This is a genomic window from Stenotrophomonas riyadhensis (assembly GCF_040256885.1).
GTDB classification, from domain to species: domain Bacteria; phylum Pseudomonadota; class Gammaproteobacteria; order Xanthomonadales; family Xanthomonadaceae; genus Stenotrophomonas; species Stenotrophomonas riyadhensis.
The window spans coordinates 130135-145243 of record NZ_CP155568.1; the positions used below are offsets into that span (position 1 = coordinate 130135).

Annotated in this window: 17 protein-coding genes; 15 read left to right on the forward strand and 2 right to left on the reverse strand. The window is 66.9% G+C overall.

Features of this window, described 5'->3' with window-relative positions; all coding sequences use genetic code 11:
- The first annotated feature begins 34 nt into the window (after window positions 1-34).
- The 14 genes from glnA to SriyCCGPB3_RS00590 all read left to right on the forward strand — a co-directional run bounded on the left by glnA (window position 35) and on the right by SriyCCGPB3_RS00590 (window position 12204).
- Window positions 35-1444 carry a type I glutamate--ammonia ligase gene (gene glnA, locus SriyCCGPB3_RS00525; protein WP_004153533.1) on the forward strand — a complete coding sequence of 470 codons (1410 nt, stop codon included), beginning with the start codon at window positions 35-37 and terminating at the stop codon, window positions 1442-1444.
- Between the two features lie 350 nt (window positions 1445-1794).
- Window positions 1795-2133, forward strand: coding sequence for a P-II family nitrogen regulator (locus SriyCCGPB3_RS00530; RefSeq protein WP_004134334.1), 339 nt, complete (start codon window positions 1795-1797; stop codon window positions 2131-2133).
- Window positions 2134-2154: 21 nt separating this feature from the next.
- Window positions 2155-3585 (forward strand): ammonium transporter, encoded by a 1431-nt coding sequence (locus SriyCCGPB3_RS00535; RefSeq protein ID WP_153856695.1) that lies wholly within the window; start codon window positions 2155-2157, stop codon window positions 3583-3585.
- A gap of 125 nt (window positions 3586-3710) precedes the next feature.
- Window positions 3711-4271 carry a hypothetical protein gene (locus SriyCCGPB3_RS00540; RefSeq protein ID WP_350259730.1) on the forward strand — a complete coding sequence of 187 codons (561 nt, stop codon included), beginning with the start codon at window positions 3711-3713 and terminating at the stop codon, window positions 4269-4271.
- Window positions 4272-4325: 54 nt separating this feature from the next.
- Window positions 4326-4742 (forward strand): imm11 family protein, encoded by a 417-nt coding sequence (locus tag SriyCCGPB3_RS00545; RefSeq protein WP_324187365.1) that lies wholly within the window; start codon window positions 4326-4328, stop codon window positions 4740-4742.
- A gap of 51 nt (window positions 4743-4793) precedes the next feature.
- Window positions 4794-5300, forward strand: a complete 507-nt coding sequence (locus SriyCCGPB3_RS00550) for a hypothetical protein (protein ID WP_075675710.1) — start codon at window positions 4794-4796, stop codon at window positions 5298-5300.
- A 163-nt stretch (window positions 5301-5463) separates the two neighbouring features.
- Window positions 5464-5772 (forward strand): hypothetical protein, encoded by a 309-nt coding sequence (locus tag SriyCCGPB3_RS00555; protein WP_162621982.1) that lies wholly within the window; start codon window positions 5464-5466, stop codon window positions 5770-5772.
- Between the two features lie 122 nt (window positions 5773-5894).
- Window positions 5895-6641: an N-acetylmuramoyl-L-alanine amidase gene (locus SriyCCGPB3_RS00560; RefSeq protein ID WP_110710695.1), complete on the forward strand. Its 747-nt coding sequence runs from the start codon at window positions 5895-5897 to the stop codon at window positions 6639-6641.
- A gap of 67 nt (window positions 6642-6708) precedes the next feature.
- Window positions 6709-7875 (forward strand): murein transglycosylase A, encoded by a 1167-nt coding sequence (gene mltA, locus SriyCCGPB3_RS00565; RefSeq protein ID WP_110714237.1) that lies wholly within the window; start codon window positions 6709-6711, stop codon window positions 7873-7875.
- Between the two features lie 108 nt (window positions 7876-7983).
- Window positions 7984-8298, forward strand: coding sequence for a hypothetical protein (locus SriyCCGPB3_RS00570; RefSeq protein WP_049435403.1), 315 nt, complete (start codon window positions 7984-7986; stop codon window positions 8296-8298).
- An 81-nt stretch (window positions 8299-8379) separates the two neighbouring features.
- Entirely contained in the window at window positions 8380-9441 is a 1062-nt protein-coding gene (locus SriyCCGPB3_RS00575; protein ID WP_110710696.1) for a two-component system sensor histidine kinase NtrB, read from the forward strand.
- Window positions 9434-10882, forward strand: a complete 1449-nt coding sequence (ntrC, locus tag SriyCCGPB3_RS00580) for a nitrogen regulation protein NR(I) (RefSeq protein ID WP_153856699.1) — start codon at window positions 9434-9436, stop codon at window positions 10880-10882. The genes SriyCCGPB3_RS00575 and ntrC overlap by 8 nt, the downstream gene beginning before the upstream one ends.
- Before the next feature lie 93 nt (window positions 10883-10975).
- A complete protein-coding gene (locus tag SriyCCGPB3_RS00585; protein ID WP_110710698.1) occupies window positions 10976-11545 on the forward strand; it encodes a superoxide dismutase family protein in 570 nt (189 codons plus the stop codon).
- Between the two features lie 32 nt (window positions 11546-11577).
- Window positions 11578-12204, forward strand: a complete 627-nt coding sequence (locus SriyCCGPB3_RS00590) for a superoxide dismutase family protein (protein WP_110710699.1) — start codon at window positions 11578-11580, stop codon at window positions 12202-12204.
- A 135-nt stretch (window positions 12205-12339) separates the two neighbouring features.
- Here SriyCCGPB3_RS00590 and SriyCCGPB3_RS00595 read toward each other — a convergent pair whose 3' ends face one another.
- Complete coding sequence (locus SriyCCGPB3_RS00595) at window positions 12340-12618, reverse strand: hypothetical protein (protein WP_350259731.1); 279 nt, start codon at window positions 12616-12618, stop codon at window positions 12340-12342.
- Between the two features lie 99 nt (window positions 12619-12717).
- Window positions 12718-13605, reverse strand: a complete 888-nt coding sequence (locus SriyCCGPB3_RS00600; RefSeq protein WP_110710700.1) for a hypothetical protein — start codon at window positions 13603-13605, stop codon at window positions 12718-12720.
- 93 nt (window positions 13606-13698) lie between these two features.
- Between SriyCCGPB3_RS00600 and SriyCCGPB3_RS00605 the strand changes: the two genes are divergently transcribed.
- The gene (locus SriyCCGPB3_RS00605; protein ID WP_180846204.1) at window positions 13699-14994 is read left to right on the forward strand and encodes an acetyl-CoA C-acetyltransferase; all 1296 of its coding nucleotides are present in this window, start codon (window positions 13699-13701) and stop codon (window positions 14992-14994) included.
- Window positions 14995-15109 lie beyond the last annotated feature (115 nt).

Here is a 15109-nt window from a genome sequence, read left to right on the forward strand (position 1 = left end):
CAGCAGGCATTCATCCCCATCCGAGGTCGTACCGATGTCCGTGGAAAACGTAGAAAAGCTGATCAAGGACAACCAGATCGAGTTCGTCGACCTGCGCTTCGTCGACATGCGTGGTGTCGAGCAGCACGTGACCTTCCCGGTCAGCATCGTCGAGCCGTCGCTGTTCGAAGAAGGCAAGATGTTTGATGGCAGCTCGATCGCCGGCTGGAAGGGCATCGCCGAATCGGACATGGTGCTGCTGCCGGATACCGCCAGCGCCTACGTCGATCCGTTCTACGCCGATCCGACCATCGTGATCAGCTGCGACATCCTCGATCCGGCCACCATGCAGCCGTACGGCCGTTGCCCGCGCGGCATCGCCAAGCGCGCCGAGGCCTACCTGAAGTCCTCCGGCATCGCCGAAACCGCGTTCTTCGGCCCGGAGCCGGAATTCTTCATCTTCGACTCGGTCCGCTTCGCCAATGAAATGGGCCACACCTTCTTCCAGGTCGACTCGGAAGAAGCGGCGTGGAACAGCGGCGCCAAGTACGACGGCGCCAACAGCGGCTACCGTCCGGGCGTGAAGGGCGGTTACTTCCCGGTGCCGCCGACCGACACCCTGCACGACCTGCGCGCCGAGATGTGCAAGACCCTGGAACAGGTCGGCATCGAAGTGGAAGTGCAGCACCACGAAGTGGCCACCGCCGGCCAGTGCGAGATCGGCACCAAGTTCAGCACCCTGGTGCAGAAGGCCGACGAACTGCTGCGCATGAAGTACGTGATCAAGAACGTCGCGCACCGCAACGGCAAGACCGTCACCTTCATGCCCAAGCCGATCGTCGGCGACAACGGCAGCGGCATGCACGTGCACCAGTCGCTGTCCAAGGGCGGCACCAACCTGTTCTCCGGTGACGGCTACGGCGGCCTGAGCCAGCTGGCGCTGTGGTACATCGGCGGCATCTTCAAGCACGCCAAGGCCATCAACGCCTTCGCCAACTCGGGCACCAACAGCTACAAGCGCCTGGTGCCGGGCTACGAAGCACCGGTGATGCTGGCCTACTCGGCCCGCAACCGTTCGGCTTCGTGCCGCATTCCGTGGGTGTCCAACCCGAAGGCACGCCGCATCGAAATGCGCTTCCCGGATCCGATCCAGTCCGGCTACCTCACCTTCACCGCGCTGATGATGGCCGGCCTGGACGGCATCAAGAACCAGATCGACCCGGGCGCACCGAGCGACAAGGACCTGTACGACCTGCCGCCGGAAGAAGAGAAGCTGATCCCGCAGGTCTGCTCCTCGCTGGACCAGGCGCTGGAAGCGCTGGACAAGGACCGCGAGTTCCTGAAGGCCGGCGGCGTGATGAGCGATGACTTCATCGACGGCTACATCGCGCTGAAGATGCAGGAAGTGACCAAGTTCCGCGCGGCCACCCACCCGCTGGAATACCAGCTGTACTACGCCAGCTGACCCGTAGCGATGGCGGTGGGCTTCCCCTTCCCACCCTCCGCCATCGCTTCCGTTCTCGCGGCTGGGGAGCCGCGGTCAGATCGGGGTTGTTGCATGGGGTCGGATCCCTTTCATGCGTGAAAGGGCTCTGACCCCACGTCAAGGATCCCTGATCCAGGGGCAAGAGAAAGACCGGATACGCGACCAGGGCCGCCCTCCCTCCCGCGTCGGTCGTGCAAGGAGAGAGGCACGGCCGTCCCGGCCCTGTACGTGTCCGGTGCAACAGCCACGGCCATCACCCTGATGGCCGCTGGTTGCCTGATGCCAACGCGCGCTGGCGCGCTGGCCCCATCCACCCTCGGGACATGCGCATGAAACTGATCTCCGCCATCATCCGGCCGTTCAAGCTCGACGAGGTCCGCGAGGCCCTGTCCGACGCAGGCGTGTCGGGCATCACCGTGACCGAAGTGAAAGGCTTCGGTCGCCAGAAGGGCCACACCGAGCTGTATCGCGGCGCCGAGTACGTCGTCGACTTCCTGCCCAAGATCAAGATCGAAACCGTGGTCACCGATGAGCGTGCCGACGCGGTGATCGAAGCGATCCAGTCGTCGGCAGGCACCGGCAAGATCGGTGACGGCAAGATCTTCGTCACCGCCGTCGAACAGGTCATCCGCATCCGCACCGGCGAAATCGGTGCCGACGCGCTGTAACCCCCTTCCGGAGACTCCCCCATGAAGATGCGCCTTCTCACCGGGTGGCAAGCCCGGTTCCACTTCGTGTGCCTGTTGATGCTGCTCAGCGCGCTGGCCGCCGGTGCGTGGCCGGGCAATGCCCACGCGCAGGTCCAGGTGTCGCCGCTGCCGAGCGAAAGCGTGGCGGTCGAACCACTGCAGGATCCTGCAGCGGCAGCCGCTGCACCGGCCGTGGCCGAAGCGGCCGCCGCCTATGACCGCGGCGACGTGGCGTGGATGCTGACGTCCACCCTGCTGGTGCTGTTGATGGTGGTGCCGGGGCTGGCGTTGTTCTACGGCGGCCTGGTGCGTTCGAAGAACGTGCTGTCGGTGCTCAGCCAGATCCTGGTGGTGTTCTCGCTGGTGCTGCTGCTGTGGGTGGCCTATGGCTACAGCGCGGTGTTCAGCGCCGGCAACCCGTTCTTCGGCTCGTTCACCGAATTCGCCTTCCTCAAGGGCTTCACCCCCGATTCGGTGGGCAACACGCCGATCAAGGGCCTGCCGGACTATCTGTTCGTCGCCTTCCAGTCGACCTTCGCCGGCATCACCACCGCGCTGATCGTCGGTGCCTTCGCCGAGCGCATCAAGTTCCGTGCGGTGCTGCTGTTCTCGGCGCTGTGGTTCACTCTCAGCTACATCCCGATGGCGCATATCGTCTGGGGCGGCGGCTATTTGGGTGAACTGGGCGCGATCGACTTCGCCGGTGGCACCGTGGTCCACATCAATGCGGGCGTGGCTGGCCTGGTGGCCGCATGGTTCGTCGGCAAGCGCCTGGGCTATGGCCAGACCGCGCTGAAGCCGCACAACGTGCCGTTCACCTATATCGGCGCGATGCTGCTGTGGGTCGGCTGGTTCGGCTTCAACGCCGGCTCCGCCGCCGCCGCCGATACCGTCGCCTCGCTGGCCTTCCTCAACACCGTGCTGGCCACGGCCGCTGCCGTGCTCGGTTGGACGCTGGTGGAGGCGATCAGCAAGGGCAAGCCGTCGGCACTGGGCGCAGCCTCGGGCGCGGTGGCCGGCCTGGTCGGCATCACCCCGGCCTGCGGCACCGTCGGCCCGCTCGGCGCGATCATCATCGGCTTCGTCGCCGGCGTGGTCTGCGTGTGGGGCGTGACCGGTTTGAAGCGCCTGCTGAAGGTGGACGACACCGCCGACGTGTTCGGTGTGCATGGTGTCGGCGGCATCGTCGGCGCGATTCTCACTGGCGTGTTCAGTGCGCAGTCGCTGGGCGGCACCAAGGCCGATCTGGATATCGCCCATCAGGTCTGGGTGCAGGTGGTCAGCGTCGGCCTGACCGTGGTCTGGTCGGCGGTGGTGACCACGCTGATCCTGCTGGTGGTGCGCAGCGTGGTCGGCCTGCGCGTCACCGAGGAAGCGGAGCGCACCGGCCTGGATGTGACCTCGCACGGCGAATCCGCCTACGAGGCCTGAGGTATCGGCGGGCGGCCCTGCGGGGCCGCCTGCCGCCGCCACGGTGGGTGCCGACCGTTGGTCGGCACTTCTACTGCTCTGGTAGGTGCCACGCTTGCTTGGCACTGTCGGCGACTCAGCCACGCATGGCGTGGCTCTACCGTTCCTGCTCCAATGGCTGTCTGCAGGTGTGCGTGTTCGCCACCAACGACTTCGATGGACTACAGAACGGAGCAGGTGTGATCCAGGCGACTTCCGCAGCAGTGATGGAAGACATCGAATGGTATGTCTACCTGCTGACCCTGGGCGACTACAGTCCGCATGCGTTTGTGGACGGCGCGGCTGGCGCAGCAGATCGAGAACGCTGGAGCTTCGCCGTGGAGCTCACCTATCGCTGCCTTTCCTCCGGTCTGTGGCGGCTGACCTACCACGACCTGCTGGCAGATCTGGGGCTTCCCAGCATCGATGCCTTCTGCCACAAGCTCTCGGTTGTCCGTCCGGATCAGCTTTCCGACGAGGGGCAGGTGCTGTGGCTGGATACCTACATGGAAGCGACGGAGCTGTGCCTGGATCTGGTCTCGCGTTACCTGCGTTCGCAGTCGAGCGATGAGACGACCTTTCATCCAGGATTCTACGATGAGATCGAACGGATGTTCTCCGGTGCCGGAGTACCCTGGAGCCGTGGGCCGGTATTTCCCATCGGCTGAAGCACTTCCACGTGTGAACGGTTGCTCGCAGAAGATGCCTTTTTCCTTCAAGCTATGCTCTGGATCAGGGTGTCCTGTCCCGTTGCCATCGTGAGTGCCCGGTGCCGTAGCGCACTGGAAGGTCCGCCAGAAGTCGACGGGCTCCATGCGAATGCCGCAATGGAACCTGTCGTGATTGAAGGCCAGCGCACGCGGGGAAGCTACTTTGTATTGATTGTCGAAACCTGCGTCGACTGTGTCGGCGAATCACGCTCCGAATTCGGGAGATTCGAGCGGGATGATCCCGTGAGACCTGATCTCGCAGGGCAGTATCGCGCGTTTGCGAAGCTGGCTCTGGGTGGCGGGAAAGTGGGCTCGTGGCATATTTTCAGGATTGGCGGATTCGGTGCCGCACTGATCGTCAGTGGGGAAGTGAAGTCACGCCTTGAGTGGGCTGGCGTGACTGACGTGATCTTCGAGCAGGTCGGGTAGACCGGAAGTGGGACAGGGGTTTCCGTTGCGGCAGCAGGGAATGGGTTTCGAATGACTATCCAGGCAGTTCTCTTTCCCTACTGGACCGGCGATTGCCACGTTCCATCCAGCGAAGAGAAGATCGGTGACGCGCCGGTGGTACACCATGGGCAGGGACGGGGTGTCGGTGAAATCGCAGCGTGGCTGGATGGAGACTTCGGTCATCTCGGGCGCGGAAGCGAACTGCGGACCCGCAGTGCCTTTGCTGCGCCCACAAACGGTGACGAGGGCAGCGCATGCGTCCACTATGGAGAGGGACATGCTGTCCTGCGGGCGGCCGATTTCTTCCTGGTGCATTCGCGATGGAACTCTCAGGACGTTGTCTTGTTGACGCGACCCCAGATACTGGCTGTGCTTGAGGGCTATGCAGTGTTTCGAAGCATGAATCCGCGGAAGAAGCATCGTCCGCCCATGCCGTTCGCCATCGAGTACGAGGCCGAGGATGAAGAGGCGATCCGATTGTTCACCCAGGTTGGGGGCTGCTTCGAACCGGAGATGGATACTGGACCGGAGTACTGAATGACAGCTGCGCGGCTCCGGCACCCTGATGTTCCCGCGCATGTGCGCTGCACGAAGGAGCGACATGGCGGGCATGAGTAGCGGATCGTGGAAGTCTGCTCCAGGCAGCATGTGCATCGGTCATTGATCGGTACAGGTTCGATCAACCCGAATGGGGACGAAAATGAGTGTCGCAGGTAGACGGACCTTGTTTCTATCAAGCGCCAGTGCACTGGCCTGGCTTTTCCTGCTCGCCCTTTGGGGGGCGGTCACTTTCAATCGGAACACCGACAACTCCCTCGGAATCTACGAGCTGTCCACTGTGCCGGGTGTAGAAGCACTCTTCTGGGTCTGCTTCTTCGGGCAGCCCATGCTGACCGTGGTGATGTTCATCCGGATGGCGTTGCGGCACCGCTCCGCGTTCTGCGAGATCCCACTCGCGATCGCGGTCTGGGGCCTGTTCCTGTACAACCTGTCGTTCTTTCGAAGTTGAGCGGCACGCCGGCGTTGGCCTGACCAGGTCCTGCTGTCCCTGTGTGGACAGCGCGACCATCGGTGGCGTCGTCCGGCACATGGCCTCGAACGATAGACTCGATCCGTGGTTAGAATCTGCCCATGATCAGCCCCCGCCTCCTGGCTCCCACACTGCTGGCCCTGGCCCTTTCGGCCTGCACCGCCACCGCGCCCGTGCAGCACAACCCGCTCGCCACCTGGGTGCCATCGCCGAACCAGAACGCGCGCACGCCCGTCATCATCGTCATCCACCACACCGAACAGAAATCGGTGCAGCAAAGCCTGCATACGCTGCGTACCGCCAACAGCGGTGGGCCGGTCAGCGCGCACTACCTGATCGGTGCCGATGGCCATCGCTATCAGCTGGTTGCCGATGAGCGCCGTGCTTGGCACGCCGGCGCCGGGCGTTGGGGCACCATCACCGATCTCAACTCCGCCTCGATCGGCATCGAGCTCGACAACGATGGCCGCAGCCCGTTCAGTGCGGCGCAGATCGAATCGCTGATCGTGCTACTGCGCGATCTCACCACCCGGTTGAACATCCCACCGCGCCAGGTGATCGGCCATGCCGACCTGGCGCCGACGCGCAAGCAGGACCCGAGCCGGTTCTTCCCGTGGCAGCAGCTGGCCGAGGCCGGTTTCGGCGTCTGGCCGCGCGCGGCCGACGGCGCGGCGCCGGAAGGCTTCGACGCGTGGAATGCGCTGGCCCGCTTCGGCTATCCGCTCGACAACCGGGACGCCACCGTCGCCGCCTTCCACCGCCGCTTCCGTGGCCGCGACGACCTGCCGAAGACGCTGGATGCCGAAGACGCCCGCATCCTGCATTCCCTGCTGCTGCAGACGCCCTGATCCGGCGCATGAACGCTTGACCCCGCGCTGGGTTGCCGCCCAGCGGCCGGCACTCCACCATGGCGACATGATCGATTCCGCCACCTTCTTCAAGCGCAGGCACTGCATCCTGCTGGCAGCGGCCGTGCTCGCCGGCTGCTCCACCACCGCTCCCCGCACCGGAACCGAAGTGCCGACGCCGGTCACGCCGCCCGCGGCCACCTATGCCAAGGCCGCATGGAGTGCACTGCCACCGGTCTCCGACAGCGATCTGCAGGCCGGCTTCGTTGCGTGGCGCAGCAGCTGCACGCGCCTGAAGAACGATGCGGTCTGGGCAAAACCCTGCGCCACCGCCGCGACGGTTTCGGACAAGGACCCGGCGGCGATCCGCCAGTTCCTGCAGCGCGATTTGGATGTCTATGCACTGCGTGCCGGCGGCCACCAGGCCGACGGGCTCATTACCGGCTACTACGAGCCGATCTACCCCGGCAGTCTTACCCGTACCGACAAGGCGACGGTGCCGGTATACGGCACGCCGGATGATCTGATCGTGGTGCAGTTGGAGAGCGTCTACCCGGAGCTGAAGGGCAAGCGTCTGCGCGGGCGCGTCGAGGGCAAGGTGCTCAAGCCCTATGACGACGCCGGCACCATCGCGGCCAAGGGCGCCAAGGCCCCGGTACTGGCCTGGCTGACCGACCCGATGGACCTGCAGCTGCTGCAGATCCAGGGGTCGGGCAGGGTGCGCCTGGGCGACGGCACGCAGGTACGGCTGGCCTATGCCGAGCAGAATGGCCACCCCTACCGCGCCATCGGTCGCTGGCTGGTGGACCAGGGCCAGCTGAAGAAGGAAGACGTCACCATGGATGCGATCCGCGCCTGGGCCCGGGCCCATCCCGCGCGCGTGCCGGAACTGCTGCGCAGCAATCCCAGCTACGTGTTCTTCGTGCGCAACCCGGACAGCCCGGAGGGTCCACGTGGTTCACTGAACGTGCCGCTCACCGCGGGTTACAGCGTGGCGGTGGACCGCACCGTGGTGCCGCTGGGCAGCCTGCTGTGGCTGTCCACCACGCGCCCCGACGGCAGCCCGGTGGTGCGCCCGGTGGCCGCGCAGGACACCGGCGGCGCCATTGCCGGCGAAGTGCGCGCCGACCTGTACTGGGGCAGCGGCGATGCCGCCGGCAAGCTGGCCGGTGACATGAAGCAGAAGGGCAACATCTGGATGCTGTGGCCGAAGGGCGTGGCCTTGCCGAACTGAACCGACAGGGGGCGGATCCCTTTCCGCAGGGAAGGGCTCCGACCCCGGATGCCTGATAATGGCGCCATTCCGAACTCTCCGGCCGCCGCTGCGGCCAGGACCCCTGCAATGACCTACGCAAAGCACAACGCAAAATCCGGCGCGAAATCCGCCGCGAAGAAGTACTACAAGCACTGGGCCGAATCGGGCCTGGGCAAGGGCAACGTGCTGATGGAAGCCCGTGGCGAGAAGATCGTGCGCCAGGTGGAGATCTACGGCACCAAGATGGTCTGGGCCGACGAGCATGCCCACAGCGACGACCGCTTCCTGCTGGCCGACCAGCCGGTGTCGTTCCTGGATTTCGACGAAGACGACGAGATCAGCGCGCGCGAATTCGAAAGCGCCTGGAAGAAGGCCCGGGAAGCCACCGGCTACCCGGTGTAACGCTGCCCGGCCGGGGTCAGAGCCCTTTCCTGACGGAAAGGGATCCGACCCCGGATCCGCGTTTTGCACTACATTGGTGCAATGTCCGACCCCGCGCCCCCACCGTCCCTCGATGCCCTCGGCACGCCGCTGGCCTGGGCCGGGGCCGATGGCTGCATCGCCGGCTGCAATCCGGCCTTCGCCCGCTGGCTGGGCGTCAGCGTCCGGCGCTTGCTGGGGCGGCCGCTGGCCGCACTGGAAGTGCAGGGCGAGGCACTGGCCCATTTCCTGGCTCGCGATGAGCGCGACAGCCTGCGCCTGAACCGGCTGGCGCTGGCGGTGCCCGGCGAGGCGCCGCGCTTCGCCGAGGGCTGGATGAGCCGCCGCGACGATGGCGGCTGGCTGCTGGAGGCGCATCCGGTCGATGAATTCCCCGGGCTGGACCCGACCCAGGCCCTGCCCAGCGCGCTCAGTGCGGCGTTGAAGGGCTTGGCCCACGAGCTGCGCAACCCGCTGGCCGGGCTGAAGGGCGCGGCCCAGTTGCTGGCCCGCCGCGCGGCCCAGCGCGACGCCAGCGAACGTGAGCTGATCGAACTGATCGGCTCCGAGATCGAGCGCCTCAACGGCCTGCTCGACCAGCTGCTGTCGCCGGCCCCGGCTGCACCGCATGCCGAACTGAACATCCACGCCGCGCTGGAACGCGTGCTGCGCCTGGCCGAGAACGAGGCCGGCTGGGCGGTACGCCTGCAGCGCGACTACGACCCCAGCATTCCCGAATTCCACGGCGACGCCGACCGCCTCACCCAGGCGGTGTGGAACCTGGTGCGCAATGCGATCCAGGCCGGCGCCGGCAGCATCACCCTGCGCACCCGCGTGGAGCATGGCGTGCGCATCGCCGAGCAGCTGCACACGCTGGCGCTGCGCCTGGAGATCGCCGACGACGGCCGTGGCGTGCCCGAGGAGCTGGCCGAGCACCTGTTCCTGCCCTTGGTCAGTGGCCGCGCCGAAGGCACTGGCCTGGGCCTGGCGCTGGCCCAGCAGGTCGCGCGCGAGCATCGCGGTACGCTGACCTACCGTTCGCGCCCGGGCCATACCGTGTTCACCCTGCTGCTGCCGATCATCAGCGGCGCCGCCCCGGCCGAGGAGGCCCCGCGCGATGTCTGAACCTTCCACCGTCGCACAGCGCATCTGGGTGGTCGATGACGATCGTGCCGTGCGCTTCGTGCTGTGTACCGCGCTGCGCGAAGCCGGCTACCAGGTCGTCGATTTCGACAGTGCCGCTCCCGCCCTGCAGGCGTTGAGCGAAGGCCCGCCGCCGGCGCTGCTGTTCACCGATGTGCGCATGCCCGGCGACGATGGCCTGGTGCTGTTGGACAAGCTCAAGGCCGCGCTGCCACAGCTGCCGGTGGTGGTGATGTCGGCCTACACCGATGTGGCCAGCACGGCCGGTGCGTTCCGCGGTGGCGCGCATGAATTCCTGTCCAAACCGTTCGACCTGGACGACGCGGTGGCGCTGGCGCAGCGTGTGCTGCCGGCGGTGGCGCCGGCATTGGCTGCCCCCAGCCCCGCAGCTGAAACTCCCAGCGACCAGCCGCCGCAACTGGTGGGCGATACCCCGCCGATGCGCGCGCTGTTCCGTGCCATCGGCCGCCTGGCGCAGGCGCCGTTGGCGGTGCTGATCACCGGCGAGACCGGCACCGGCAAGGAACTGGTGGCCAATGCGCTGCATCGCGAATCGCCGCGTGCGCAGGGCCCGTTCGTCGCGCTCAATACCGCCGCGATTCCGGCCGAACTGCTGGAAAGTGAGCTGTTCGGCCACGAAGCGGGTGCCTTCACCGGTGCGCAACGCCGCCATATCGGCCGCTTCGAGCAGGCCAACGGCGGCACGCTGTTCCTGGATGAGATCGGTGACATGCCGTTGCCACTGCAGACCCGCCTGCTGCGCGTGCTGGCGCAGGGCGAGTTCTTCCGCGTCGGTGGCCGTGAACTGATCCGCGTCGATGTGCGCGTGGTGGCCGCCACCCACCAGGACCTGGAAGGCCTGGTCGCGCAGGGCAAGTTCCGCGCCGATCTGCTGCACCGCCTGGACGTGGTGCGCCTGCAGCTGCCGCCGCTGCGCGAGCGCCGCGAGGACATCGCGCAATTGGCCAGCACGTTCCTGGCGGCCGCCGCGCGCAAGCTGGATACGCCGCCGAAGCGCCTCACCGCTGCGGCCCTGCAGGCGCTGCGCGAACACGACTGGCCGGGCAACGTGCGCGAGCTGGAGAACGTGTGCTGGCGGATGGCTGCGCTGGCCGCCGCCGACACCATCGGCGTGGCCGATGTCGATACCGCGCTGAACCGCGCGCGGGGCCGCCGCAACAGTGCCAGCGCAGCCGATCCGGGCCAGTGGGAAGCGCTGCTGGCCGAATGGGCGCGCCGTCAGCTGGCCGAAGGCGTGGAAGGGCTGCACGCGCAGGTGCGCGAGCGGGTCGACCATGCCCTGCTGGAGGCCGCGCTGCAGATCACCCACGGCCGCCGTGCCGAAGCCGCTGCCCGCCTGGGTCTCGGTCGCAATACCCTTACCCGCAAGCTGGGCGCCGGGCGCCGCCGCGGGGGCCATTGAACGGTCCCTGCACGCGATCCTCGCGCCCGCTTGCCGAACCGTTGATCGTTCATGGACGATGCCGTCCGTAGTGTCACCTGCAAGGAGTCTTCGATGCGTCTGTCCTTTGCCATCCTGCCGTTGTCCGCCGCCGTGCTGCTCTCTGCCTGTGGCAGCGCACCGAAGAAGGCCGGGCCCACCCCGCCGCCGCCGACCGTGGTCAGCGCCGCGAAACAGGGCGAGGCCAACCTGTCGCCGGCCTCGGCCAGCATCGTCAGTGGCCGCATCGCGCTGATGGTGGAGCCCGGTGGCATCCACATCACCGGCCTGATCGGTGGCCTGCAGCCGATGCAGCAGGCCGGTTTCCACATCCACGAGCGCGGCGACTGCAGCGCGGTGGATGCCAGCAGTGCCGGCAACCACTTCAACCCCGGTGGCGCCGCGCATGGTCGCGCCGGCACCGGCAAGCACCACCTGGGCGACATGGACAACCTGCGTGCCGATGCCCAGGGCCGCGCCAACGTCGATATCCACCTCAAGGGCGTTACCCTTGGCGGAGGCGCCGCCACCGATATCGCCGGACGTGCACTGGTCGTGCATGCCAACGCCGACGACTATCGCAGCCAGCCCGCCGGCAATGCCGGTGTCCGCATCGCCTGTGGCGTGATCCGGGTTGTCCGCTGATCACCGCAGGCTTCATCCAGGGAGAGATTCCAATGCGTCTGATCCACACTTCGCTGTTTGCGGCCATCGCCGCGCTGGGCCTGGCGGCCTGCGGCCAGCAGCCGGCCGCTCCGCAGACTGAAACCCCGCCGGCCGCGCCGGCCGAGGGTGCAACCACCGAACCGGCTGCAACCCCGGCACCTGCTGCCGCCCCGGCGGCCGATGCGTCGGCCACCGCCGAGCTGGCACCGACCCAGGGCAACGAGGCCAAGGGCAGCGTTACCTTCAAGGTGGTCGACGGCAAGGTCCACGTGACCGGCCAGATCAGTGGCCTGAAGCCGGGCAGCGAGCACGGCTTCCACATCCACGAAAAGGGCGACTGCAGCGCGCCGGACGGCATGAGCGCCGGCGGCCACTTCAACCCGGGTCACCAGGATCATGGCAATGTGGCCACCGATCCGCACCACGGCGGCGACATGCCCAACATCAAGGCCGACGACAAGGGCGTGGCCACCATCGACGGCCCGGTGTCGAGCAACGTCAACATCGGCAAGGGCGATGACTTCGACATCATCGGCCGCGGCCTGATCGTCCACGCCGATGCGGACGACTACAAGACCCAGCCGACCGGCAACGCCGGCGCGCGCCTGGCCTGCGCAGTGATCCAGAAGGCGCCGTAAGAGCGCTCCTGCTGGAAGTGGAAAACGCCGGCGCAAGCCGGCGTTTTTCCTGATCGGTAGTGCCGGCCGCTGGCCGGCAATCGCAGATCCGGAGGTTGCCGGCCAGCGGCCGGCACTACCAACAGGCCACCCGCATCAGCGCGCCAGCAACTCGCGCGCGTCCTGCCCGGCCTCGCAGTGCACGAACAGCACTGCGGCCATTTCTGCTGGAAATGGAAAACGCCGGCGCAAGCCGGCGTTTTTCCTGATCGGTAGTGCCGGCCGCTGGCCGGCAATCGCAGATCCGGACGTTGCCGGCCAGCGGCCGGCACTACCCGTCTTCAGCGCGCCAGCAGCGCGCGCGTCCTGGCCGGCCTCGCAGTGCACGAACAGCACTGCGGCCATTTCTGCTGGAAACGGAAAACGCCGGCGCAAGCCGGCGTTTTTCCTGATCGGTAGTGCCGGCCGCTGGCCGGCAATCGCAGATCCGGAGGTTGCCGGCCAGCGGCCGGCACTACCAACAGGCCACCCGGATCAGCGCGCCAGCAACTCGCGCGCGTCCTGCCCGGCCTCGCAGTGCACGAACAGCACCGGCACGCCGTGCGCTTCCAGCACCGCGGCCATCTGCCGCTGGCGCATCAGGAACTGCTCGTAGATGCCCTTCAGGCGGTCACAGTCGTTCTTGCCGTGGTTGTAGTGGGCGCACCAGCCGGCCGGATCGAACAGCGCCATGCGTGCCTCGCCGTGCGTGTAGCGCAGCAGCGGCTCGGGCGCGGCGTTGAGCCATTCGTCCTCGCCCGGGGCCATGATCGCGGTCTCGATCAGCGGCCACAGCGCGGCCAGGCCCTGGTTGTCGTACTGCATCGACATCATCGCGGCCAGGTCGTTCACGGTGAAATAGCGCGCATGCTCGATGCGCGCACCGAAGGTGTTCTGCGCCATCAATGCGGTATCGGCATGCGCCATGCCGTTGGCCAGCAGTGTTTCTTCCAGCGCATTGGCCACTGCGTTGGTGGTGGCCACGTCGCTGCCGGTCAGCAGGAACGGCACCACGCGCAGGCCACCGCCCACCAGGCTGGCATCGGCCTGGAACGGCAGCGGCACGTCACCGTTGGCATCGGTACCGAAGGCCAGCAGGCGCGGGCCCTGGTTACGGCCCGGGGCACGCATCTGCAGTTCTTCCAGGCGGCGATGGATCGGCCAGCCCGGGCGCAGTACTTCGGCCGGGTCGAAATGGGCGGCGGCGAACACCAGGTCCAGCTCGGCCACCTGCGGCACCAGCTTGGAAAGGTCACGGCCGACGCGTTCGGCCAGTTCACCGGCCTGTTCAGCGCTGAGCACCGCCTGGCGGGGGATTTCGCCGCCGGCCAGTTCCAGGGCCAGCACGCCAAGGGCATTCATCGCGGGGTCGGGTTTGCTCATGGTTCCACGGTTGGCCCATCACAGGGCGGCAGCTACACTTGGCTCCATTATGCCTGCTCCGTCGTGCAGGCCATGTTGCAGACACCCTCATCCATGCCAGGTATCTCCATGCCCAACGCTCGTCCCGTCGCCATCCTCGGTGGCGTCCGCATTCCGTTCTGCCGCCAGAACACCGCGTATTCGGATGTCGGCAACCTCGGCATGTCGGTCCGTACGCTGGGCGCGCTGGTCGAACGTTTCGGCCTGCATGGCCAGCAGCTGGGTGAAGTGGCGATGGGTGCGGTGATCAAGCACTCCAGCGACTGGAACCTGGGCCGTGAAGCCACGCTGTCTTCCGGCCTGTCGCCGTTGACCCCGGGCATCACCCTGCAGCGCGCCTGCGGCACCTCGCTGGACAGCATCATCACTGTCGCCAACAAGATCGCGCTGGGCCAGATCGAATCGGGTATCGGTGGCGGTTCGGATACCACCTCCGACGTGCCGATCGTCTACGGCAAGAAGCTGCGCGCGCGCCTGCTGGCCGCCAACCGTGCCAAGAGCACTGGCGACAAGATCCGCGCGCTGACCGCTGGCTTCAAGTTCTCCGAGCTCAAGCCCGAGTTCCCGGGCGTGGCCGAGCCGCGCACCGGCAAGAGCATGGGCGACCACTGCGAGGACATGGCCAAGGAATGGAACATCTCGCGTGACTCGCAGGACGAGTGGGCGGTGTCGTCGCACAAGAAGCTGGCCGCGGCCTATGAGCGCGGCTTCTTCAACGACCTGATCGCACCGTTCCGTGGCGTCGAGCGTGACAACATCCTGCGCCCGGATACCTCGCTGGAAAAGCTGGCGACGCTGAAGCCGGCGTTCGACAAGGTCTCCGGCCGCGGCACGCTCACCGCCGCCAACTCCACCCCGCTGACCGACGGTGCCGCCGCGGTGCTGCTGGCCAGCGAAGAGTGGGCGCGTGCACACGGCCATGAGCCGCAGGCCTACCTGCGCGATGCGCATGTCTCTGCGGTGGACTTCGTGCATGGCGAAGGCCTGCTGATGGCGCCGACCGTGGCGGTGCCGGAGATGCTCAAGCGCAACGGCCTGACCCTGCAGGACTTCGACATCTACGAGATCCACGAAGCCTTTGCCGCGCAGGTGCTGTGCACCCTGCGTGCGTGGGAGAGCGAGGACTACTGCCGCACCCGCCTGGGCCTGGATGCACCGCTGGGCCGCATCGACCCGGACAAGATCAACCTGCTGGGTTCGTCGCTGGCCACCGGCCACCCGTTTGCCGCCACCGGCGCGCGCGTGATCGCTACCGCAGCCAAGCAGCTGGCCGAACGCGGCGGTGGCCGCGCGCTGGTGTCGATCTGCACCGCCGGCGGCATGGGCGTAGTGGCGATCGTCGAGCGCTGATCGCTGCGACCGCGCGCCAACCAAGGTTGGCGACTACCGGGTTCCACAGATGAAAACGCCGCCCGATGGGCGGCGTTTTTTCTTGCTCCGGTGGGTGCCGACCGTGGGTCGGCAC